The organism is Flavobacterium sp. (assembly GCF_035195345.1).
Lineage (GTDB): Bacteria > Bacteroidota > Bacteroidia > Flavobacteriales > Flavobacteriaceae > Flavobacterium.
This window is the reverse complement of record NZ_CP136574.1, coordinates 2,384,879-2,409,774: the sequence shown is the minus strand read 5'-3', so window position 1 is coordinate 2,409,774 and position 24,896 is coordinate 2,384,879. Positions and strand designations below refer to the sequence as shown.

The window sequence follows — 24,896 nt, the reverse complement described above, 5'->3', positions numbered from 1 at the left end:
ATAATCAAACTTCTTTAAAAACTACCCTATTAGCCTAATCCATTGTCTTTTAACGACTTCCCAATCCATTTCTTCAATTTTTCTCCTTGCGTTTTGAACCATAACCATAGTATTTTTAGAGTTGGTAATCAAATACAAAATAGAATTAGTCATTTGATCAACATCATTAGCACTGACTAATAGAGCAGTTGTTTTATGGTTAAGTAAATAAGGGATTCCGCCCACATTTGTACTTACAATTGGTAACCCCAAAGCCATAGCTTCCATTACACTTACAGGAGTATTATCAAAATTAGAGGTGTTAATAAAAAAATCATGTTCTAAAGCTAATTCTAGCCACGCTTCTTTTGATAATTGTCCTGTAAAATTGACAGTAACTCCAAGTGACTCTGCAAAAAATTTTGTAGTATTTAAACTCCCGTCTTTATCAGGCCCAACCATAGTTAACGTTGCGTTGGGAAATATTTTTTGAAGTTCAAACAAAACTTTAACCGCCATTTCAGGATTATAAATCAAGTCAAATGCTCTTACCCAAAGCAATTTAGGAGTAAAATCTGTTCTTGTTTTAAATTTATATTTTTGAATTTCAATTGAATTAGGAATATAAATTATGTTTGCATACCCATTTTGTTCAAACGCTTGCTTCAAATACGCTGAAGGAGCAACGTTTTGATAGGCATTTGCAAACATAATTTGACAAAGTTTAGGATTGGTTTTTAAGCGATTGGGTAAATCACCACCATGTAAAATTGGAATGTATTTAATTTTGAAAAATCGTGCCAATTGACTACAAACAAATGAATACCAAAAAGCTTTGGTACTATAAGTATCGATTAAAATGTATTCTATACGTTTTCTGTATTTAAAAACGGCGCTAATCATAGCTAACATCCGAATCGACAATGATTTTTTATCAGAACTATAAAAAATACTTAAACCTTCCATCTCTAATTGAAAACCCAAAGTTTCAATTGTCGTTTTATTAAAACCATGTTTAGACAGTTGATTGCCTAGGTAAAGAATTTGATTTTTCATCCACAAATGTAACTTTTAATAGTGATAAAGCATAGATAAAGGCAGGAGCAGCCAATCGCATGGCGGCATGGTTTATAGTTAGTATCCAAAATAAATAAAAAGATAATATAAAAATATTATTCCTGTTATTTAAATACAAAATAAATGGTGTGATAAATAAAATCAATAAACAAAAAACACCTAACATACCTTGTTCTGCAAGCATTCTTGAAATTTCATTATGAGATGCAGCTGAAATCCCAAGCATTTCCTCTCTATATTCTTTATTTTTTCCTACACCAACCCCTAAAATTGGGTTTTCCCAAAACATTTCTAACTCTGATTCAATTAGAATCTCCCTTCCTGTTAATTTACTTTCTTTTTCTCTACCTTTCGCATCTTGATTTGCATATCTTTTATCAATTAATCCACCCGTTTGGACGGAACTATATAACCAGATAAACCCACTTAACAAAATTGTAGTTATTATAATTAATAGTAATTTTGCTTGCCCTTGCTTATTCAATTTATTATACGCTAAAATTACTAAACAAATTATCATAATAGCACCTGTTAACATGCCACCTCTAGAAAAAGTAACTATTCCTCTATAAGCAATTACGGTAGTTAAGATTATATTTATTAGAAGAATCGTTTTAGTTTTTGAATTAAAAAAAGTATTAAAAAAATACACAAAAGTTCCTAATCCTAAAATTGTTGACATTTGATTTGGCCCAAAACCTCCAGAAGTTTGAAAATTTGAATAGGTACCAATAACAACATCTTTAACAGATGGAGTGTACAAGAATAAATATAATGTTATTGCAACTATTGGATAACCTAATGCAAAGATCATTTTTTTAATTTGTTCAAAAGTAATTTCTCGATCAAAACAATACAAAGCTGCGAATCCTAAAGTAGCAGGGCCTGAAATATTAAAAGCAATTGCTTTTCTAATATTAGTCTCAAAATTAAGTTGTGAAATACCATAAAATACTCCTGGAATTAGAAAAAGTAAAAACAACCAATACGGAAAAGAATATTTAGAAAAACCCGAATATATCATTCCTAAAACCATCAAAAGAATGACATTGTATTTAGCATACTCGTTAATAAACATCCCGTCTGTCATTCGCAACATTACCTCTGCTCCTATAATATACGCTGCAACAATTAAAACTTCGTTATTCTTATTTTTATATTTAATTACATAACTATAACCAAAAAACATTATAAAAATTGCATACAATTTTGATAGCGGAGGAAATACAAATATTACCCAACCAATAATTAAATGTATCAACAAAAATTTAAAATAATTGGTTGAATCGTTTGATTTCATAACTTATTTAGATAGCTAAAAACAAGCTTATTAACTATTATTTTTTCTGAAAAATTCTCTTCAACAAAAGTATTCAAATTATCAGCTAAAATAGAACTCGAATGAATATTATTTGGTAAAGACCTGAAAACAAATTCCAATTCTTTTACATTTCCAGTTTCAAAAGTAATTCCTGTTTCATGATTTTTAATAATCTGACTACAATAACCTACATTTGAACAAATTACAAATATGTTAGCCCTGCCATATTCTAATAAAGTCACAGGAAAACCTTCATAAGTAGAAGTCAGAAGTCCAACGTTTGCCTGATTTAAAATGTGCTGAACGTCATTACAAGAACCATAAATATATACTGTATTTACTAAATTTTCAGCTTCAATTTTTTGTTTTAAATGAATTGAATAGTCATCTAAATTATCTTTCCCGATAAAATGCATCGTCCAACCTAAAGCAGCTATCTCACTACTAACAAAAGCTTCTAGCGCTAAAAAATGATTCTTAGGTTTTCTTAAATTTGCCAATAAAACAATTCTTTTTCCTTCTGTTCCTTTTAAGCAAGTGATAGCTTTTTCAATTGCTTTTTCTTCAATAAAATTAGGGATAAAATGGATATTAGACATATTTAAATGATCTATAGCCCATTCTTTAAGCTCTTGATTTACTGTAAAAACACCACTAAAAAAATAGGAAACTTTTTTTATAAAAAAATTTGCTTTATCATTTTTAACTCTGTTTCCTAAATGATCATGCCAAAATATTTTTATTGATGGCGTAATAAATTTCAATAATACCGCAAAAAAATAGGAACTACCGTGAGCGTGAACAATTGATATCTTATTTTTTTTTACAAACATTCTCAATCTAATTAAAGCTCGAAAATCAAAAATTTGTTTTTTTTTCAAGTATAGATAATCAACATTTGAACTGATTGAATCTTTTAAACTTCCTTCTAAACGAGTTACTACTATTCCTGAAAATGTTGCTTCTTCAACTAATGAATTAGCTATAGTAACTGCCATTCGCTCTGCTCCACCTGGCTCTAAACTATCAATTAATTGAATTACTCTCAAATCTTGAATTGGCATTACATTTAGATTTAATTTTTATGTAAATTTAAAAAATAAAAGACCTGTTTAAGTAAAAAGCTAACGAAATTATTTATCTTTTAACAACTTACTAATTTCGGTTTCAAACTTATTAGTTGTATATTGTTGCGACCACAGTTGTCCTTCAAGAGCCATTTTTAAATATACTTTTTCATTATTAATAACAGTTAGAATTCGATTCAAATCATCGTTTAATTTTTCATTTAAAATAATACCTCTGCTTCCATTACCCATCATATAAGAAACACAAGATACAGGAATTGCTATAGGAACACAGCCCCAAAACATGGCTTCAGCAACTACCTTAGGCCAACCTTCACTTTTTGAAGGCAAAAGCAAAAAGTGGCTATTTTGATAGGCTCCTAAAACTTCCTTATGAGATTGATTTCCTTTTAATGTAACAATTGCATGTAAATTATTTTGAATAATATAACAGTCAATTTCGTCTCTCATAGCACCTTCTCCATATAAATCGAGTGTGACATTTTTTCCTTTTTTATACAATTTTTCCACAAGCTGTATAGCATATAATGGCTGCTTCCCTTTGGACAATGTTCCTACAAAAAGAAATTTTATAGATTCGTGCTCTTTTTTCTGTTTAATTCTAATTTTCGAATGCTGAATTTCACTTTCACTATAAGTAGCAGTAAAAAAAGGTTTGATATTTATTGTCTGATTTTCCCATTCGCCATATACCAAAACTTTCATATTTTTAGTTAAAACTGTATTACTTAATATCCACTTTTGGAGACGATAGCTCCATGGTTGATTGCTTTTTGGATCCCAATTACCAGCATATTTTGCAGTTTTAGTTTTCTTAGGAAAAAAAATTTGAACAATTGTTCCAATCAAACCCATATTTCCTGGACAACGCAAGTGAATATGATCGGCTTGTTGCATGACTTTAAATATTTTTATCAAAGCTAAAAAAACAAAAGGAACTGCTTTAATTTTATTTAAAAATGTGGTAATTTCAAATTCATGAAGTTCAATTATATCATCAATTTTAAAAGAAATTGGTGCAAATAATAGTTTCCTATCTTCTTTCCAAATAGGACAGCAAAACTGTATACTGGCAACATGTTTTGCCCATATTTGCATTTCTTTTTCATAGGGAGCATATATGTGTATATTTTTTCCTATCTTTAAGATTGGTGCTGATGAAATAACAACTAACTTCATTTATATATATCCCTCCGAACTTTTTTCTGAAATTTTAATTGCTGGTACTCCTACCATTACACTATTCGCTGCAACATTTTTATTTACGAATGAACAAGCTCCTATTAATACATTATCTTCTATAATAATATTTCCAGCAATTACTGTATTAGCCCCTATATAAACATTATTTTTGATTTTGGGAACCCCCCTCTTTTTTCCTTGCCCCGATACTCCAATAGTTACACCTTGCGAAATATTGCAATTATCTCCAATACATGCTTTAGCATTAATTATTATTCCTCCAAAATGTCCAATGTAAAATGAATGCCCAATTTTGACTGAAGCTGGAATAGATATACCAGTAGATATTTCTATTCCTTTTTGCCAAATCAAACACAAAATTTGTATAATTTGTTTTAGTAATGGAATAGGCAGTTTATAAACCGAATGGGCGAATCGGTATTGAATACAAGCCCAAAAACCTTGTGTAAAAAATACAATTGTAATAAAATTACCTCCGTATTTCTTATACTTTTTATAATCGGTAAAAAGCAGACTTAAGCAATTCATTATAGTAATCTATTATAAAATGAAATATTTCTAGAAACCAAAGTAGTAATTTCAAACTGTTTTAGCACTGAAACTCTTGCTTTTTTTCCCATTTCATAGGATTTATGCGGATTTTGGAGAATATATATTATTTTATTAGCAATATCAATTGGGTTATGTGGATTGCACAACAAACCCGTTTCGCCATCCGTAATTACTTCGGGTCCTGGTCCTAATTTTGTAAATACTACAGCTTTTTCCATTGCCATTGCTTCTGGTGCCACTAAACCTAAAGTTTCCATATGTGATGGAAATACACAAACGGTAGCTTTTGCATAAGTCAAAGGAATTTCTTGATAAGAGACAACTCCATGAAATATAATATCATTCGACCAATCACTTAGTTTAGGCAACTCATTTTTCTGTAACAAATTAATATATGAGCTGCCGTTTGAAAAAAACCAATCTCTTCCGTAAAGATGTAAAATAGCAGTTGGAAACTTTTCTTTTACTAATGGAAAAGCTTGAATTAATTGACGAACTCCTTTTTTTTCACAAATAGTCCCTGCAAAAGTGATATTAGTGTCATCAGTTCCAATATTTTGAGGTTTAAAATGCTCATCGTTAATTGGATAATATATAATTTCTACTGGTCTATTATGATAACTTAAATACTTTGCTGTATGAGATTTAACATAATTTGAAACGGCAATAAAAGCATCGGCATTTTTAAACGAACGCTTTTCTTGAAATCCTTTCCACCAATTTACGTTTCTTTTTTCAGCTTCTGCAAAAAAATGATGCCCACCGTGTAAACGAATAATATATTTTATTCCATTAATTTTAGGAAGAAATGCAAAAGACAACTCTGATCCTTCTACAATGTGAATTGGATTCTTTTGATGAAGATTTGATAGTGTTTTGGCAATAGCCCTAAAATTATATATCCAAGCAAATCCTTTTATTTTGCTCCTTTTTAATCGAACAATTGTGATACCGTTTTGCTCTTCAATTTCATTTAATGCACTATAATTTAATCCAACAATCGTAACTTGTTCTCCATTTTTTACTAATGCTTCAGCAATAGTCTTTACAAAACTACCAACACCACCATGTGGAAAGCCTGCTTTTGGATATTCATTGGTTAGGAAACAGATGTGCATTTTTATTTGTTTTTTAAAAGTTCTTGACACAGTCTTATAAAAAAACTATCTTTTTTAAAATAATCTTCCCATAATTTTCTATTTGCTTTTTGAAGAGCAACAAATTCTGAATCAGTAAATTTAGCATGAAATTGATTCAATATTTCGCCTATGAATCTTACATTTTCCTCTTCAATAATTAAGCAATGATTATCCCAGTTTATTAATTCATCAAAAGGAAATTTACAATCGGTATTAATAACAACAGGTATTCTTCCCATAGCAAGTGTTTCATATAATCGAACAGAAAAATTGCCTGTGCCTCGCATGCAAAAGGTATAAGGGTTGTCAAAAACATTTTGATAAAACTCAATTGTTGTTCTTAATCTGTCTCCTTTTGAAGTAATTCCTGCCCTATATTTTTTACGATAGATAAAATTTGAAAGTATGCTTTTATTATTTTCAATAATTTTCAAATATCTATATCGATAATAACTTGATGGATAAAATGGTTGATAATCGAAATAGTTTTTTTTAAGCATTCTATTGATGTTAAATTTTAAATAAATCAAAAATTCCTTTATCAATTTAATAAAACTTCCGTTTGAATGACCTACAAAACCAATAGATGCTTTTTCCTCTTTAGATAAAAAAGAAATCTTTTTATTTAAAAGAATGTAAGGATCATCAATAAAGGGAGGCATAATGTATGTTGTATGCTTGAATTTTGAATTAAAACCACCTAATCGAATTGTGATACAATTTGGATGGTTGATGGTTTTACCAATATCACTAGCAGAAAAAACCAACATCTTTTTTTTATAAACATCTGATTTTTCAAAAATTACCTTAGCATATTGAGCATTATTTTTTAATAAATAATCTACGGTAACTGGTAGTGCAATAAAATCACATGTTTCAATTGTGGTAAACTCGTAAAATTGATACAAGTCTGAGGTTTCATCTTGCAGCAATTCTAGCAATGGAAAAACATATCCCCAACTTGGAACATCTTTAATTTTATCTATATCTGAATAAATTTTAATTTTCACATCTTTATAATTAACTGTTCGGCAATTAAAGAAGAAGCTTTATCTAATGGATGTTTAACAACTTTTTGAAACCATAATTGTTTTTGCTTTGCCAATAAATCGGCATGATTCAATCCTAAATTAACCTTTTGAATTATTTCATTTTTATTGTTTAACCAAATCACTACATCTAAATCATTTATGCTTTTAAAATGCTGATAATTATATATAGTTTTAACAGACCAATTACTTTTAATATTTTCAACATCATAATTCAAATAAAAACAAGGCTTATTAAAAACTGAAAAATCAAATGCCATTGTAGAACCTAAATTTACAACAAATTCACAATGTTTTGCTAAATTTACTTGCATAGAAATATCTTCCAATTTAGGGAAGTAGGCTCCCCAACTTAAATTATCTTTTGGGACACTCCAAATGGGGTCAATTGAAAAAATAACATCTTTAAATTGAGAAAGCACTTCATCATATCTATCTGTAAAATCAATAGGACAACGCCTAAATATTATTTGAGGCTGATTAGCTACTTCAATTTTTGAAATTGATTCAGCCAAATCAAATAAATAATCTGGATCATAAGGTGAAGTTTTTACATCATCTCCGCTGAAACAAATCCATTTTTTATTTGCATCTAGATTATATTTTTTTGCAAAGTCTTGCTTAGAAATTATTCTATTTTCCTGTAAATAAAACTCAAATTGTGGTGTGCCTGTAACTACTATTTTTTCTTTCGGAATTTCTGGATAATATAATTTCATTTCTTCTTTCATATAATCCGACCAAACTAAATACTTATCTGCTTGCACTGCTAACCTAGCTTTTGGTATATTATCCCATGAGTAAATTACACTTATTACAGGAATACCTAACTCTTTTGCAGCAATACAAATGGGCATTAATGAGGATACTCTTTGGTGTGTTATAAAAAGTGATGTTGGATTAATTTTTTTGATTTGAGCCTTATGTTTTTCAATGCAACTTCTATCCCAATTATTGAGCGCTATTTTTTCAAACTTTAAAATTCTATCATATTTTTTTGATGCCCAAACTCCTAGTTTTTGAGCTATAAAATTTAAAATTTTTCTCTGAAATCCAATTGGATTATAGTTCCAATTAGTTAATATGGTAGGGTTATTAGTTAGCTTAGAATTTATTAGTAAACGACCATAAGTTGCAGCCTCTTTTAATAATCGAGTAACATTGTTCTCTTTGTCAAAAGTAAATGGGGTAATTTCTATTTTATCAATAGTATCAATCTCCGAAAATGCTGCTGCATTTAAAGGAGTATAAAAATGTAAATTAGCTTTAGCAATACACATAACAACAATGTTAGAAAATAGATAATTCCTAATACCAACACCATCTGGAATAACAAATAAGATTTTATTATTATTTTTCATTCTTTAGTAATACTAAATCATTTATTATTATTGTTGTAAAAAGTCTTGCCCCTTTATCATTTAAATGCCCACAAGAAGAAAAATACTCATCTCCTTGAACCACATGCTCATATTCCTTAATTTCAGGATAGAACTTCTTAACTTTTTTGAAATAATCCATTCCTTTTACTTTAGAACACATGGGAGTGGTTACTGCAATTAAGTTGATGCCATTACTTTTACAAATTTTCTTAATCTCTTCGAAATAACGGTTACGAAGAGGTTCTAAGCTTTCAATATTATTTTTCATATTAGCTTTTGGATTAGTGCCTAACGGGTAATACCCTTTGTTTGCTAATGTATTTGTAGGTTCTTGCGCTAAAGTTTTATAAAAAGCTCTAAATCCAACTTTACTATCAAATTGAATATATCTATAAAATGGCACAAAATACAACTCCGTAAAATCAGGTTCTTTTTTAAAATGTTGCGTAATGATTTCTGATTGATGCATAAATGGCATAAAACGCCCAAAAGTGCCATCATCGCGTTTTTCATTGGACAAATTCAAATCGGCTTCTAATAGTATGTTTTTAATTTTCCATCCTCGCTCAATCATTAATTTCAATAATAAAGATGTTTCAAACAAATGAGCACCACTCATTCCGTAATTGAAAGTTTTTAAACCTTTTTTTTCAAACAATTCAGAAACAAAATGATTATTTGCTCTAGATGTTCCCAAAATAATAACATCATAATTTTGATTTTTTGAATTGATCACCTGTTCTACTTTATTTCGAGTATTCGATTGTGAAAAAACAAAAGTATAAATGAAATCAAATGCAAATGCCGAAAGCAAAAGTACTAGTATAATTTTTCCGATAAAGCCTAAAAACTGTTTCATTAAAATTGAAAATAAATAAATTCTTTATAATCAGAATATACGCCTAACGTTAACAAAGTAATAATTGCTATTGCAACTTTAATCCAACTCAATTTTCCAGAAAACGGTTCTACTTTTGAACGATTAAACCACTCTACACCAACAAAGACGAGCACTATCAGCAATAATTCATAATTATAGCGTTCGTTAGTCAAATACTGACTTTCAAAATGAAAATCAGTCAGCATTTTTTGGATATATCCTGTTGCTTCTGAAATGGTTTTGGCTCTAAAAAAAATCCAAGCAATAGTGGTTAAAACAAAAGTACCTAAAATGTTTAGAACCGTTTTAAGGCTACTAAAGTTCCAACCCATTTCAATTTCACCCATATTTGATCTATTTCTATTATGAAGCAATAAAGGCAAGAAATAAATCGCATTGATTAATCCCCAAACTAGATACGTCCAATTGGCACCATGCCAAAACCCGCTCACCAGGAAAATAATAAACGTATTTCTAACTTTCATCCACATACCGCCTTGACTTCCTCCTAACGGAATATATAAATAATCGCGAAACCAAGATGATAAAGAAATATGCCAACGACGCCAAAATTCTGCAATATCTCTTGAAAAATAGGGGTAATTAAAATTTTTTAACAAATCGATTCCAAATAATTTTGAAGTACCTAAAGCAATATCTGAATAACCCGAAAAGTCTCCATAAATCTGAAAGGAAAAATAGATGGCTCCCAATAGTAGTGATAATGAATTCATACTTTCATAATTATCAAAAACTGCATTAGCATAAGTTGCACAACTATCAGCAATCACCACTTTTTTTACTAATCCCCAAATAATTTGATAAACACCTTCTTTAGATTTTCCAAAGTGGAAATTTCGTTTGATTTTTACCTGAGGTAATAAATGCGTTGCCCTTTCGATAGGACCCGCTACTAACAATGGGAAATAACTCACAAACAAAGAATAATCAATAAAATTACGTTCTGCAGTAATGCGTCTATAATAAATATCAATCACGTACGATAAGCCATGAAAGGTGTAAAATGAAATTCCCACAGGAAGAATTAATTGCAATAAAATAGGATTCGTTTGAAATCCGAAACCGTTAATCAAATCAGCTAAGGATTGTGCAAAAAAATCGTAATATTTAAAAACACCTAATAATCCTAAATTAATTCCAACAGTGAGCCATAACCAACACTTTCGTTTTTTATCAGTATTGCTACGTTCCATCATTATTGCACTAAAGTAATCCAACAAAGTTGAAAACACCAATAAAAAAAGAAAACGCCAATCCCAACAAGAGTAAAAATAATAACTTGCTACAATTAAAACCGTATTTTGAGTCGTTTTATTTTTATTAAAAACAAACCAATAGCATAAAAATACAATGGGTAGAAAAACAGCAAAGGATAAGGAATTGAAGAACATTATATATCTTTAAATTGTTTTTGATGGTTAAGTTGCCAAGTTTTGTGATTTAATAGATATTTTAAGAATAATTCGGCACTATTCCCTTTACCAAAATCATTTGCCGATGGCTTTACTTCATGTGAATCAATCTTTTTTAATGCTTGTAAAATACTTTTCAATGTATAATCAACGTTAATAATATCGGCATGCAGAGCTCTATTTTTCTGGCGTGTACCTATATTGATAATTGGCAATCCATAATAAGGTGCTTCTCTTATTCCTGCGCTACTATTGCCTATAATAAATTGTGCATTTTTTAATAAGGTTAAAAAATATTCAAATCGCAAGGAAGGAAAAATTCGAAAACGAGGATTTTCAGTTAATTGCTCATAAGCCTTCAAAACTGCTTTACTGCCCAAATCGTTATTCGGATAAACTAAAACATAATTATGATTATCTGCCAATAAAGCCGCTACAAAATTATCCGCATAGTCTTGCATGCAATTTGCTTCTGTTGTAACCGGGTGAAACATCGCCACAGCGTAGTTTTCAAAAGCAATTTCGTAATATTCTTTAGCTATAGGTAAATCAGGTAAATTTGAAGAAAACATAATATCAATATCAGGAGAACCAATAATAAATATTGATTCATCTAACTCACCCATTTGTACTAATCGTTTTTTTGCTTGTTTATTAGATACAAAATGAATATGGCTCATTTTACTAGTAGAATGGCGAATCAATTCGTCAATAGTTCCTGAAACTTCTCCGCCTTCAATATGCAAGACTAAAATATTATTTAAACTTCCAACAATTGAACCAGCTAACGCTTCAACTCTATCGCCATGTATAACAATCATATCTGGTCGACAGGTTTTTATATACGTTGAAAGACCCTCAATAGTTTTTGCTAAAGTTAAATCCATTGTGGTTTCATGCGTATGGTTTTCAAAAGTATGAATATTAGAAAATCCACATCGTTCTACTTCTAATAATGTATAACCATATTCATTTTGAAGGTGCATACCGGTAACAAAAATATACGGTTCAAAATTAGGATGCTCTTCCAAAATCTGAATTAATGATTTTATTTTACCAAAATCAGCACGAGTACCGGTTAAAAACAGGATTTTTTTAGACATGCTACTATTGCTTTGTGTTGCAAATATAAGTTTTTTGGTTAATAATTTTGTGTAAGACCTAATAGGTGCTTGAATTTATATTCACGAATCACTGAAAATCTGCAAAATTTAATTGCTCATCATTTTCAATGTCTCTTTTAGCAGTTTTGCCTAATAAATTATCGAAGTGTTCGGCTAAAATTTCACCCGTTCCTGGTCGCTTTACCCAAATATTTTCTTTAGTTAAAATAGCTCCCTTTTTAATGGCTGCAATAGAACAAACTGTTGCAAAAGCAAAATCAATTGTTACCTGCTCCTCAGATACTGGTTTTTTTGTTCCACCGCGCATTTGGGCCATTTCAGCACTGTTGATAATTAATTCTTTACATGCTTGCTCATCCATACTACATTGTATATCAGGACCAGTCCGACGCATATGATCCGTAAAGTGGCGTTCTAAAATAGACGCCCCTAAAGCTACTGCTCCCAAACAAGCATTATTATTTAAGGTATGATCTGACAATCCAAAAACCTTTGTAGAAAAAACTTTATGCATTTCCATCATGGCACCAAAACGAACTAAATGAATAGGCGTTGGATATAAATTAGTGGTATGTAATAATGCCACAGGAATGTTGTTTTTTTCAAAAATATCTACAGCTTTTTGAATACTATCTATTGTATTCATTCCTGTACTTAAAATGACTGGCTTTCCAAAAGAAGCTATATGTTCTAATAACGGATAATTGTTGCATTCACCTGAACCAATTTTATATGCTGGAATATCAAACTTTTTTAAACGTTCTGCAGCAGCACGAGAAAATGGAGTAGATATAAAAATCATTCCTTTACACTCCACATACTTTTTTAATTCTAATTCATCTTCTTCATTTAAAGCACAACGCTCCATAATTTCATAAATGGAAACATTGGAATTTCCTGGAATTACATTCTTAGCAGCTCCAGTCATTTCATCTGCTACAATATGCGTTTGATGTTTGACAACCTCAACGCCAGCTCTATAAGCTGCATCAACCATTTCTTTTGCTACTTGTAATGAACCTTCATGATTAATTCCAATTTCTGCTATGACTAAAGGAGGAAAATCTTGACCTATTTTTCTTCCAGCTATTTCTATATAGGGATTCATATATTTAGTAAATAATTAGTTGTGTATTTTTAAAAGATATTCTGCGTAATCAAAATCTTCTTGTGTATCAATATCTACGTTGGCAAAAGGATGATTTACTACAAAAGGGAACGATTCTTTTGTAATAATTTCATTATTTAATATAGTTGATGCTTTTATAATATAAAGTAACCCATTCTCATAATACAAGGGTTCTAAATCTTGATTGCGTTGCCCCACTTCATAGTTGTATGGAATAAATGTATGGTTTTCAATTTTCCCTAATTTGTGGTGACTACGCGAAACCGTAAACAAACAGTCTACTTGTTCATCTTGAAACCTAACAAAGGCTTCATTTAGTAAGTTATGAGGTCGCAATGGATTAGTAGCTTGTAATAATAGTACATTTTCTACTTCTTGAGTAATGGTTTCTAAAACATGCTTTAGAGCGGAAACGGTAGGTTCAAAATCTCCAGAAAGCATTTGTGGTCTATCGATTACTAAAGCACCATATTGCATTGCTACGCTTTTTATCGCTTCATCATCTGTAGAAACATAAACTGCAGCTATAAAATCATGTTGTTGCGCAAATAAAATGGTATGTACCAACAAAGGAAGTTCTCCCAACAGCTTTATGTTTTTGCCTGGTAAGCGTTTGGAACCGCCACGAGCTGGGATGATGGCTATTGTTTTATTCATAAATACTATGTCTATTCGTAAAATCTTTCAAAAATAAAGGTTTTATTTTTTCTAATTCCTGCTCTGATTTATCCCACCACGCTAACATCTCAATTTCTTTAATAATACTTTCAGAAAAACGTTTTCTAATTTCTTTAGCAGGAACTCCTGCAACTATGGAATAAGGAGCAACATCTTTTGTAACCACACTTCCAGCACCAATTATAGCACCATTTCCAACTATAACATTTCCAACAATTTTCACACCATGACCTACCCAAACATCATGACCTACCTTAATTACATACTGCTCTTTAAATTGGTTTAATTCACCATTGAATAGATTACTATTTATATAAGTTGTTAAATAAGAAATAGGATGGTTTGAAGCGTGAAAAGCTACATCGGCACCAATTTGACAATAATTCCCTATCTCAATCTTTCCGGCAAAACAATTATTTACTCCCAAAGTAGTTCCAAAACCAATTGATATTCCTTTGTTTAAAAATTGACATCGCTCTGGAATAATATTTTTACCTAAAAAAAGAACTTTACAATAACCTTTTGCCATTGTATCAATAAAAACATCTTGTTTTTCCATTCTTTTTCTGAAAAGATAGTTTAGGCGTTTTATTTTGTATTTATATATATATATAATAAGTCTTTTAAACATTTTTTAATTATTTATAGAGTCCCTTACTTTTTAAAAAAATATTCCAAAAAACAGTACTATATAATATCTTTTCCAGAATTTTCTTTATCCAATAAGGATAAAAATACTTTTTATTTTTATTTAAACAAACAAAAAAATCAATTTCACGATAATCAACTTTACTTGTATTTACAATCATTTTAATTGCATCTGTCATAGTATTTCCCATATGATAGGTGAAATTATCAGTTGTACTTAAACGATAATACCCCTTCATATCGCAAGGAGAATCTAAAAAATCTAATTCACTTCTCCCTCCTAAACTATAACTAGAATAGGTAGCATTCAATTGGTCAAAAAAATCACCTCTATATGTAGCTGAGTAATGACCTGATCCAACAACCGCTTTTACACCATTATGTTCAATTATTAAATTTTTTTTTAATTGTAATTCATTGAACAAATTAGGATTATTAACACTTTTTGCGAAATTATCTAATGCACTTTTATCTGCTACATTTTCAAAACGCATTTTATTTGAAAATAAAAAATCTATGTAAATTGAAGCAGTATAATATTTCAACATGTTAGAAAAAGGTGTTGTTCCAACTACTCCTGCCTTAGGAAAAGCATTAAAAATATTGTATACTTTATTTTGCCATCCATGTAAATATAAAACATCTGCATCGGTTATGGTAATTAAATCAAACGAATTGCCTACAAGAGCCTTCAATATAGCATTCATTTTACCAATTGAAGTTGTATGAATCAATTCATGTATTTGTTTATTATTCATTAAATCATCTAAATAAGCAGCAACTTCTTTGCATGACCCATTATTTACAATTGTAAAATAAGTTTTACTATGACATGTGTTAAATAAGGATTCTAAACATGTTTTCAAAACATTTAGACTCTCATTATAATATGCTTCTTGATTAGGAATAAAAACAGGTACAATCACCTGATGTATAAAATCAGATGTTGAAAGAAGTTGATCACGTGCTGGATTAATTCCTATTCTCATAACAATGAAATTTAATTAGCTAGAAATAAAATCCCATGTATTGGGAGAAAACACATTTCCATGTTGCTTCTTTAATGGAAATTTATATTCTGTGTATGAACTATTAATCAATTCAAAAAAATAAAAATCTCTAAATTCGATCCTTTTATTACCAATAACATATAAACTTATTGAATATTCTCCAGAGGCAAAGGGTAGTCCATTCTTTAAATAACATGAGAACTCTAAAATATTGGTCTCTACATTAATTACTATTGAATTTAACCAAGTAGAGAGTGTAGTACAAGGTTGTCCAAAACTATTATTAACTACAATTTCTAATTTTAAATCCACGGGTAATTCTTTTTCAAATTTTAAAGTACCTTTAAATGTAAAAGGAGTCCATACATTAATAATTTGTATAGAACTGGCTTCTTTTTCAATATAAAAATCTTTTATATAATAGCCAAAATCATTTTCTTTTTGAACAAATTTTCTATTATTATTTCCTGTAATATATTTTTCAATTCCTTTCTCAACTGCGCCATCATAAGCAATATACCCATTCTCAACAATCAATAATTTTGAACATAGTGATTCGATTGCAGACATATCATGACTCACAAATAATACCGTTCTTCCTTCTGTTGTTGATATATCTTTCATTTTGCCAATAGCCTTCTTTTGAAACTCCACATCTCCAACAGCTAAAACCTCATCTACAACCAAAATTTCAGGCTCTAAAAATGCCGCCACTGCAAAGGCTAAGCGAACGGTCATTCCACTACTATATCGTTTTGTTGGGGTATCGATATAACGCTCACAGCCACTAAAAGCAATAATTTCATCTAATTTTGAAGTAATTTCTTTTTTGGTCATACCCAAAATAGCTCCATTCAAATAGATGTTTTCTCTTCCTGTTAATTCTGGATTAAAACCTGTTCCAACTTCTAACAACGAAGCTATTCTTCCTCTTGATTTAATAATACCTGTTGTTGGTGCAGTAACTTTTGATAATATTTTTAGTAAAGTAGATTTTCCTGCCCCATTTTTTCCAATTATTCCTAAAACTTCTCCTCTATTAACCTCAAAATTAATGTGTTGCAGAGCCCAAACGTACTCACTATTCCCTTTTAAACTTCTATCATTAATTTCACCGACTTTCAGATATGGGTCTTGTTTTCCTCGAATAGCATGCCACCATCGATTCAAATCATGACTCAATGTTCCAGTACCCACAGTTCCTAAACGATATTGTTTAGAAATATTTTCGGCTTTTAATATGATATCTTTTTGACTCATTTCTCTTACACAGTATCAATAAAACTCTTTTCGGTCTTATTAAAAATTAATACTCCTAATAAGAATATCAAAATTGTTATACCTACAGTATACAACAATCCTGAAATTGAAATACTCCCCTCATGCAACAACATAAATCTTGACGTTTCAACCATATATGCTAGTGGATTATACACAATCAACCAACCATAATCAGGTAATTTTTCTTTTAACAATGCCATAGGGTACATTACGGCAGAAACATACATTAACAGTTGCACACCAAAACCCACTAAGAAACTTAAATCACGATATTTTGTAACCATTGAAGAAATAATCATTCCTAATCCAAGTCCTAAAATTCCCATAGCAGCAACTAATATTGGGAAAAAAAAAGTAGCTGTTGTAAATTGTATTGTTATTTCACCTACTATTAAGTAATAAATATAAAAAAAAATAAAAATAAAAAACTGCATTCCAAATTTTACCAAATTAGAAATAACAATGGCCAAAGGAACTATTATCCTTGGAAAATACACCTTTCCAAAAATAGCTGCATTTTTCTTAAAGGTATCTGATGTATCATTCAAACAAGCTGTGAAATAACTCCAGACCATAACACCTCCTAAATTAAATAAAAAAGAAGGGGTTTTACCCGTATCAATTCCTGCAACATTATTAAAAATAATAGTAAAAATTACTGAAGTAAATAAAGGTTGAATTAAATACCAAAGCGGGCCTAAAATTGTTTGTTTGTAAACAGTTACAATATCACGCTTTACAAACAACATTAATAAATCACGGTAGCGCCAAATCTCATTTACATGAAAAGAAAAGAAATTATCTTTTGGCTCTATTGTATACAACCATTTGTCTTCTGAAAATTCCGGTTTACTCATGCTGATATTTATTCTATATCAACTTTTAGCTAAAGCCAATACAATAATTACAAATATAGGATTTAATACCAATCCGAATGATATTTATTTTCACCAATATAATAAATTAAACCAATAGAAATGTTGTAAAAACTACCACTTTCAGAAACTTTATTAGTATTGATTGGAAAGCCATCAAATCCATATAATTGCTTTAAATTGATATTATATGTAAAATCAGAAACGATGGCAAATTTATTATTGATTCTATATTGAGGTGTAATACCAAATCCAATTATTTGTGTTTTTTCTGATTCAAATTGTTGTTGTAATGAGTTTGCAAAACCAATTGAACCTTCTAAATGAACCAAAAGACCTAAATTATCTCTTGTAAAATAGGTTAAACCTAATTTTTTTCCAGCATTATAAACTAAACCTGCACCCAAAGAATTGTATTGAATCCCTATATTACCTCCTGGATCATTTACAAATTTATCGGATTTAAAAATTATTTTTGTTCCCAAATATTCTGAAAACATGTATCGAAGACCTACTTCAAAATGATTAAATCCAGAAAAATTGGATTGAAATTGCTTGTTATAAGGTTGTATGGCGCCATTGTAACCGTAATTTAATTCAACCGACATATTATTTCTATTGAATTGAGCTACCGCTAGAGAACTACTTATTAAAAACACTACTACTAAAAATAATTTATTTTTCATTATGGCTTATTTTTTTTTTATTTCATTAATGCATTATAAATAGCAACAAATGAATTATTACGTTTTTTTTATTTAAGGTTACAAATTTATTCTATTGACTAAAAAAATTTAAAAATTCATTTCCTCTGTATTGATTTGAAAATATCTATATACTAAGTACATCTCTAAAATAAATTTGATGCAAACTTAAAAAAACATTTTAATTGTAAACACAAATTGTAGTATTAAATTGTATTTTTGACTATTAATTTTAAAATCACCGAAATGTTTTGGATTTCTAAGAAAAAAATTTTCTGGAAAGACTTGTGGGAAAATGGTTTTATTGACATCCACAATCACCTACTTTGGGGAATAGATGATGGCTCAAAATCATTAGAAGAAACGATAAGCCTTTGTAATGCTATGCAAGAATTAGGCATCACAGAAGCAATAGCTACACCACACACCTATCCAGGTTTATGGAACAATAGCACAGCTGATCTTACAACTGCCTATGCAAACTATTGCAGTAGTGTTGACTCTTTGTTTATTAAGAATGTTGCAAGTGAATATCTTGCAGATGTCTATTTAGAACATCTGATGGAACAAAAAACTTTAGTAACCTTAACAGGGGGGTATGTATTGGTTGAATTTTCTATGCTTTTTGCACCATCTGAACGGATAATGGAAACACTGTTCCAATTAAAATTAAAAGGTTTTAAATTAATTTTGGCACATCCTGAACGATATTTGTATTGGAAAAATAATCTTTCCGCTTTCGAGCGCTTAAAAAATTTTGATTTATATTTCCAAATGAATAGCTTATCCATTTTAGGGTATTATGGAAATGATGTAAAAAAACTTTGCCAACAACTACTTGATTTAGAAATGTACGACTTTATGGGTACTGACACCCATAGAATAGAGCACATTCTGTTTACTAAAGAAGTGCCCTTGAAAATTGCCGGTTCAAATTGCAAACAACTTGAGGGACTTATTCAATCAAATCGTATTTTCTCTACTTCTTCTTTTTAAGCATACTTTTAAAAATTCGAGTAAATTTAGCGAATCGAATTGGTAATAAAGTACTCATATTATAACCATATCCATAGCCATAATTGTATTGATATGAATAAGCATACCCTTTTCCATATCCTTCATTTTGACCAATATTATTAAATACAATTGCTGTATTTTTAATTTTATTTTGGTGTTTTAAATTATTAATATATGGTAAAATTTGTTTATCAGTATAGTTTGCTTTAATTAAATAAAGCGTTGTGTCTGCATATTTTGTAATTATTGTAGAATCTGCAACTAATAAGGTAGGAGCAGTATCAATAACAACATAATCATACACTTGTTTTAGTTCGGCCAAAATATGCTCAAAATGACCGTTTGCTAAAATTTCTGTAGGATTAGGAGGAATAACCCCTGAATAAATAATATCTAGTGGAATATCATTTATCTCTTCATGACAAACACAATCGTTAAAACTTAACTCAGGTTGCACTAAAAGGTTGACCAATCCAATTTTTTCTTTCTTAGTTTTTAGCGCTTTATGTAATTGAGGATTTCGTAAATCTGTACCAACTATAATTACTTTTTTTCCTAAAGAAGCTAATGTTAGGGCTAAATTAGTTGCAATAAATGTTTTACCTTCTCCTTTTATTGTTGATGAAACAAAAATTGCTGGTGCACTTTTACTATTCATAGGAATAATAAAATTCAAATTAGCCACCAATATTCTGAAAGCTTCCGATAACACAGAATGATCATTTTTCTTGACTATTTTGCTTTGTTCCTCTATAAAGGGAATCTCAGCAATAATAGGCATATCGTCCAATACATGTTCAATCATTTTTCTAGTATGAATTCTACTATCAAATAAATAATACAAAAAAATTAAAGCAAGAGGGATTGATAATCCTAAAAAAGTGGCTATTAAATAAAACAATGCCCTTTTTGGGGAATGAGGATTTGATTCTGAAATCGCTTCATCTACAATTTTAATAGATGGATTTGTTATAGCTAAATTTATACTGGCTTCTTCTCTTTTTTGTAACAATAATAAATACAGTGTTTCTTTTATTTTTTGTTGTCTTTCTATAGAACGTATTGTTTTTTCCTGGTAAGGTAACGCTGCAAATTGAAATTCCTGCATAGCTTTTACTTTGTCTATAGCCTGAATCTTAATTGATAAAACATCTTGATAAGCATTTAGAGAATACCTAACATTACTCTTCAAGTTTTTTTGAACTTCTATTAACTTTTGAACACTTGGATGATTTTCACCAGCGCTTGTAATTATTTTTTGGGTTTCTAAAACTACTTTGTTGTATTCATCAACTAAACCATTAACTTTCATTTCTTCCAAACCTATATTAGTAGGTAACAATTCATTATCATTAACTTCCTTTAAGGCTGAAATAATAATATCACTTAACAAGGATTGCGTTTTAGCTTGCTCGTATTCAGAAAATGTCACTCCCTTTGTTCCTAATAAAGATTGGCTATCTCCCTCAAGAAATGATAATTTTTGCTCTTTTTTGTAATCTGCTTTATTCAATTCTATAGTATCCAATTCTTTGAATAAATATTCGAAACGAGCATTAACAAATTCAATAGTTTTCTTAAAAATTTGTTGCCTATCTTCTCTACCATCTCTATCAAAAACTTCATTTAAAGTATTTAAAATTGCATTATTTTTATTTATTATTGGACCATTTGTAGTAATTTGCAACAAATCACTTTCCTCTCCTACTAAACTTACTTCGATATTAGCTTTTAATCGAGTGACTGCATCATTTAAAGAAATCTTTTTAATTGAAAGTGTATTAACATTATTATGCAGTTCAATAGGAGGAATAACCCTCATCGCTATTCCCTCTATGTCATAAATTTTATTGTATTCTCTTTTTTTATTATCGTTGTCCCAAAAATACCCTTTACTATCATAAGTTATTTTCCACAATCCTTTAAATGAATTTGTTTTTTCTTCACTTCCAATCCATTCAATACTTGGATTTTTTATTCCATATTCTTCAGAATTTTTTACTTTACCTTCTGTAAAAAATTGATTATACAACTGAAGCTCTTTAACTACCTTGGTTAATAAGCGATTAGACCTAATAATTTCCTTTTCATTTTCAATATTGATTTTGCTTCGCATAAAGAAATTAACACCACTAGAAGGCATTTTAAAATCAGAATTAGTGTCATCCAATAGTTTTACAATAGTTTTAGATTCATAAATATCACTTTGATATCTCAAGTAAATCTTTACTGATATTAAAGCAAAGAATAAACCTATAACGAACCAATACCAAAAAGGCAAATATTTATAAAACTCTTCTTTTAAATCAAATTGATTATTATTAATTTCGTTATTTTTTGGAAAATTATTATTCATTTATGAGAGATTAAAGACTTCTAATGATTAAAAATGAGGATAAAATAACAGATATTGTTCCTAGTAAAGTTCCTGCATTACCAATAATACCTGCTGATTTAACTTTAGCAGTATTTGGATTTACAATAATAACATCATTAGGTTTTATAAAATAAAAAGGAGAATTCATCCAATTCTTTTTAGTTAAGTCAATTTCGCCGATTTTTTGCTGATTATTCTCCAAACGAATAACTTTAATGTTTTTCCTTACACCATTAATATTCAAATCTCCTGCCAGACCTAAAGCCTGTAAAACGGTTAAATTATTCTCAAAGAAAGTATAAGTACCAGGATTCCTAACTTCTCCTAAAATAGTAACTTTTGCGTTTAATATTCTACAAACAACAATTGGATTTTTTAATAATTTTTTCGAAATTAAATCCCCTTGAATCCTAGACTCTAATTGGGTATAAGTTAAATTTTTAACCTCAAAATCACCTAATACTGGTAGATTTATTTTACCTTCATTAGAAACTAAATACCCTTGTAACATTAACTGAGTATTTTGTAAATTTTGTTGTTGGGCCGGGTTTAAATTATAAGGAGCTGCTAATAACATATCATCTGCAGTTATTTTTACACTTATAATATCATTTGGTTGTATAATTACATCGGACCATTGAAAACTACTATTCTCATTGGCTTTTAAGTCATTTAAATACAGAATTTCTTTCTTTGCCGTACACGATGTTATAACAAATATTAAAGCCATCAGTTGTAGCACAACCACTTTTTTCATAAAATCAAATTTAACTGCAAATATAGTATAATTTAATTGAATGAAAAATATTTTAAATAAGAAAGCATAAATAGTATGAATGATGTAATTTGGAATCATTTAGTTGGATTTTTTAATATTAAGTTATTATAACCACTAAAGACACAAGTAACACAAATCATTGCACTTTTTATTTTGCACAGAGAATTTTCGATTTTTTTTGACTTGCTTTGTGCTGAGAGAGTTACAAATCATCTGAAAATTAAGACGTTATACTTTGTTTTAGTCCAAGAACTGAATTTGTTCTTTAATTTGAGCTTATGATTTATAATTTTCAATAAACTTATCCACATTAAAAGGCAAAGGAATAAAGGTATAAAATAATATTATAAGATCCATAACAATAGTTCTGTGCTGAATATACCATTTATTAATACGTACTTTATCAGGCCAGATGATTTCGTCATTATACTGTTGAGGATGCTTCTTAGATTGCAATAAAAATTCCTCCTTTTTATATTTTAGTGAGGCTAATCCTGTTATTCCTGGTTTTACCGTTAATATAATTGCATCCTCTCCTTCCAACGTATCGGCATAACCTGGAATATCGGGTCTAGGACCGACTAAAACCATATCGCCTTTACATAAATTATACAGTTGGGGTAATTCATCTAACTTTGTTTTTCTTAAAATACTTCCATAAAAAGTTTGTTTAGCTCCCTCTACTGTATAGGTTCTAAACTTATAAATTGTAAAAGGAATTCCTTTATAACCTATTCTTGTTTGTGTAAACAACATTCTACGTAATTCCCTATTTAAATTTTATCTTCTAAAATCTTCAATATAAATCTGTACCTATTACGTACCTTGAGTGCCCAATGGTAAACATTTAAAACACACGAATCACCTTGGAAAAAACACTTCAATAACCTCAGCAATTCTATCTCTATCTGTATCTGTTAGATTGGAACCTGAAGGCATGCATAATCCTTTTTCAAATAATGTTTCAGATACTTTTGCCCCATAATACGGATACTTTTCAAAAATAGGCTGCAGATGCATTGGCTTCCACAAAGGTCTAGACTCAATATTACATGCCTCCAATGCTAAACGTAATGCTTCTCGTTGCTCATACGACCCTAACACTATAGCACTTAGCCAATGATTAGAAAAATAGTCATTTGACGGTTCATTGAACACCGTAACTACGTTATTCTCTTTAAATATCTCTTGGTAAAATGAATGCATTGCTCTACGTTGGGATACCCTTGTGTCAATTACTTCCATTTGACCTCTTCCTATACCCGCACAAATATTACTCATTCTGTAGTTATAACCAATTTCTGAATGTTGGTAATGTGGTGCGTTATCTCTTGATTGTGTTGCGAAAAAGACCGCTTTTTCTTTACTCTCTTTGGTCTTAGTAACCAAAGCCCCCCCTCCTGAAGTGGTGATTATTTTATTTCCATTGAATGAAAGCACACCAAATGCGCCAAACGTACCACACTTTTGTCCTTTATAAGTACTTCCAAGCGCTTCAGCACTATCTTCAATGAGAGGTATTTCATATTTTGTTGAAATCGCAACAATTGCTTCTACATTGAAAGGCATACCATACAAATGTACTCCTATGATTGCTTTTGGTTTTTTTCCTTTTAAAATTCTGTCTTTTATAGCTTCTTCTAAGGCTATAGGACACAAATTCCAAGTTTCTTTTTCACTATCGATAAAAACTGGAATTGCTCCTAAATATAAAATAGGGTTGGCAGAGGCGGAGAAAGTCATGCTCTGACAAATTACCTCATCACCTGCTGTAACACCTGCTAAAATAAGTGCTAAATGTAGTGCAGCAGTCCCAGAACTTAAGGCAGCTACTTCTGCACCTTCTTTTAAATAATTTTGAATGTCATTTTCCAAACCTGTTACATTTGGCCCTAAAGGTGCTACCCAATTCGCATCAAAAGCTTCTTGTACATATTTTTGTTCGTTACCCCCCATGTGTGGAGAAGATAACCATATTTTAGATGGATTCATATTATTATATTTATGCAAATATATTATTTTTAGAGTTTGTTTATAGTAGTTCTAGATACATTTTTAATAAAATAGCTGGGGTAATTTTATGAAAAATCGAAGTGATGGGGGTGGAATTACTTTTTTTCATTAGATTTATTAGTTATGTTTACTGAGATGATTGAAGGCAAAAGGGTGAAA

23 protein-coding genes are annotated in these 24,896 nt (G+C 29.8%); 1 reads left to right on the top strand and 22 read right to left on the bottom strand.

Annotated features, from left to right (window positions below; translation table 11 throughout):
- Positions 1-21: 21 nt before the first annotated feature.
- The 18 genes from RSE15_RS11180 to RSE15_RS11095 form a co-directional block, all read right to left on the bottom strand.
- Positions 22-1,035, bottom strand: a complete 1,014-nt coding sequence (locus RSE15_RS11180) for a glycosyltransferase family 4 protein (RefSeq protein ID WP_324068633.1) — start codon at positions 1,033-1,035, stop codon at positions 22-24.
- Positions 995-2,356: an O-antigen ligase family protein gene (locus RSE15_RS11175; protein WP_324068631.1), complete on the bottom strand. Its 1,362-nt coding sequence runs from the start codon at positions 2,354-2,356 to the stop codon at positions 995-997. The genes RSE15_RS11180 and RSE15_RS11175 overlap by 41 nt, the downstream gene beginning before the upstream one ends.
- The gene (locus tag RSE15_RS11170) at positions 2,353-3,441 is read right to left on the bottom strand and encodes a glycosyltransferase (protein WP_324068629.1); all 1,089 of its coding nucleotides are present in this window, start codon (positions 3,439-3,441) and stop codon (positions 2,353-2,355) included. Before RSE15_RS11170 ends, RSE15_RS11175 begins: the two co-directional genes overlap by 4 nt.
- 69 nt (positions 3,442-3,510) lie before the next feature.
- Entirely contained in the window at positions 3,511-4,644 is a 1,134-nt protein-coding gene (locus tag RSE15_RS11165) for a glycosyltransferase family 4 protein (RefSeq protein ID WP_324068627.1), read from the bottom strand.
- Positions 4,645-5,196, bottom strand: a complete 552-nt coding sequence (locus RSE15_RS11160; protein ID WP_324068625.1) for a serine O-acetyltransferase — start codon at positions 5,194-5,196, stop codon at positions 4,645-4,647.
- Complete coding sequence (locus RSE15_RS11155) at positions 5,196-6,338, bottom strand: glycosyltransferase family 4 protein (RefSeq protein WP_324068623.1); 1,143 nt, start codon at positions 6,336-6,338, stop codon at positions 5,196-5,198. Before RSE15_RS11155 ends, RSE15_RS11160 begins: the two co-directional genes overlap by 1 nt.
- A gap of 2 nt (positions 6,339-6,340) precedes the next feature.
- Entirely contained in the window at positions 6,341-7,369 is a 1,029-nt protein-coding gene (locus RSE15_RS11150) for an exostosin domain-containing protein (RefSeq protein WP_324068621.1), read from the bottom strand.
- Positions 7,366-8,769 carry a CDP-glycerol glycerophosphotransferase family protein gene (locus RSE15_RS11145; RefSeq protein ID WP_324068619.1) on the bottom strand — a complete coding sequence of 468 codons (1,404 nt, stop codon included), beginning with the start codon at positions 8,767-8,769 and terminating at the stop codon, positions 7,366-7,368. Before RSE15_RS11145 ends, RSE15_RS11150 begins: the two co-directional genes overlap by 4 nt.
- Positions 8,759-9,649, bottom strand: a complete 891-nt coding sequence (locus tag RSE15_RS11140) for a hypothetical protein (RefSeq protein ID WP_324068616.1) — start codon at positions 9,647-9,649, stop codon at positions 8,759-8,761. The genes RSE15_RS11145 and RSE15_RS11140 overlap by 11 nt, the downstream gene beginning before the upstream one ends.
- The gene (locus RSE15_RS11135) at positions 9,649-11,082 is read right to left on the bottom strand and encodes an MBOAT family O-acyltransferase (RefSeq protein WP_324068614.1); all 1,434 of its coding nucleotides are present in this window, start codon (positions 11,080-11,082) and stop codon (positions 9,649-9,651) included. Before RSE15_RS11135 ends, RSE15_RS11140 begins: the two co-directional genes overlap by 1 nt.
- On the bottom strand, positions 11,082-12,206 hold the full coding sequence (neuC, locus tag RSE15_RS11130) for a UDP-N-acetylglucosamine 2-epimerase (RefSeq protein ID WP_324068612.1): 1,125 nt from the start codon (positions 12,204-12,206) through the stop codon (positions 11,082-11,084). The genes RSE15_RS11135 and neuC overlap by 1 nt, the downstream gene beginning before the upstream one ends.
- A gap of 88 nt (positions 12,207-12,294) precedes the next feature.
- The gene (neuB, locus tag RSE15_RS11125) at positions 12,295-13,335 is read right to left on the bottom strand and encodes an N-acetylneuraminate synthase (RefSeq protein ID WP_324068610.1); all 1,041 of its coding nucleotides are present in this window, start codon (positions 13,333-13,335) and stop codon (positions 12,295-12,297) included.
- Positions 13,336-13,350: 15 nt separating this feature from the next.
- The gene (locus RSE15_RS11120) at positions 13,351-14,013 is read right to left on the bottom strand and encodes an acylneuraminate cytidylyltransferase family protein (RefSeq protein ID WP_324068608.1); all 663 of its coding nucleotides are present in this window, start codon (positions 14,011-14,013) and stop codon (positions 13,351-13,353) included.
- Positions 14,006-14,593 (bottom strand): CatB-related O-acetyltransferase, encoded by a 588-nt coding sequence (locus RSE15_RS11115; RefSeq protein WP_324068606.1) that lies wholly within the window; start codon positions 14,591-14,593, stop codon positions 14,006-14,008. The genes RSE15_RS11120 and RSE15_RS11115 overlap by 8 nt, the downstream gene beginning before the upstream one ends.
- A 79-nt stretch (positions 14,594-14,672) precedes the next feature.
- Positions 14,673-15,671 (bottom strand): glycosyltransferase, encoded by a 999-nt coding sequence (locus RSE15_RS11110; protein ID WP_324068604.1) that lies wholly within the window; start codon positions 15,669-15,671, stop codon positions 14,673-14,675.
- Between the two features lie 15 nt (positions 15,672-15,686).
- Positions 15,687-16,952, bottom strand: a complete 1,266-nt coding sequence (locus RSE15_RS11105; RefSeq protein WP_324068602.1) for an ABC transporter ATP-binding protein — start codon at positions 16,950-16,952, stop codon at positions 15,687-15,689.
- A 5-nt stretch (positions 16,953-16,957) separates the two neighbouring features.
- Entirely contained in the window at positions 16,958-17,830 is an 873-nt protein-coding gene (locus RSE15_RS11100) for an ABC transporter permease (protein ID WP_324068600.1), read from the bottom strand.
- Between the two features lie 62 nt (positions 17,831-17,892).
- Positions 17,893-18,534 (bottom strand): hypothetical protein, encoded by a 642-nt coding sequence (locus tag RSE15_RS11095; RefSeq protein ID WP_324068598.1) that lies wholly within the window; start codon positions 18,532-18,534, stop codon positions 17,893-17,895.
- Between the two features lie 264 nt (positions 18,535-18,798).
- On the opposite strand from RSE15_RS11095, the gene RSE15_RS11090 reads away from it, so the two are divergent.
- Positions 18,799-19,548, top strand: coding sequence for a tyrosine-protein phosphatase (locus RSE15_RS11090; protein ID WP_324068596.1), 750 nt, complete (start codon positions 18,799-18,801; stop codon positions 19,546-19,548).
- Here the strand turns inward: RSE15_RS11090 and RSE15_RS11085 are convergent.
- The 4 genes from RSE15_RS11085 to RSE15_RS11070 form a co-directional block, all read right to left on the bottom strand.
- Positions 19,532-21,925 (bottom strand): GumC family protein, encoded by a 2,394-nt coding sequence (locus RSE15_RS11085; protein ID WP_324068594.1) that lies wholly within the window; start codon positions 21,923-21,925, stop codon positions 19,532-19,534. The genes RSE15_RS11090 and RSE15_RS11085 overlap by 17 nt on opposite strands.
- A 10-nt stretch (positions 21,926-21,935) precedes the next feature.
- Positions 21,936-22,802, bottom strand: a complete 867-nt coding sequence (locus RSE15_RS11080) for a polysaccharide biosynthesis/export family protein (RefSeq protein WP_324068593.1) — start codon at positions 22,800-22,802, stop codon at positions 21,936-21,938.
- Between the two features lie 198 nt (positions 22,803-23,000).
- Positions 23,001-23,480, bottom strand: a complete 480-nt coding sequence (locus RSE15_RS11075) for a sugar transferase (protein WP_324068591.1) — start codon at positions 23,478-23,480, stop codon at positions 23,001-23,003.
- A 105-nt stretch (positions 23,481-23,585) separates the two neighbouring features.
- The gene (locus RSE15_RS11070; RefSeq protein ID WP_324068588.1) at positions 23,586-24,716 is read right to left on the bottom strand and encodes a DegT/DnrJ/EryC1/StrS family aminotransferase; all 1,131 of its coding nucleotides are present in this window, start codon (positions 24,714-24,716) and stop codon (positions 23,586-23,588) included.
- Positions 24,717-24,896: the final 180 nt, after the last annotated feature.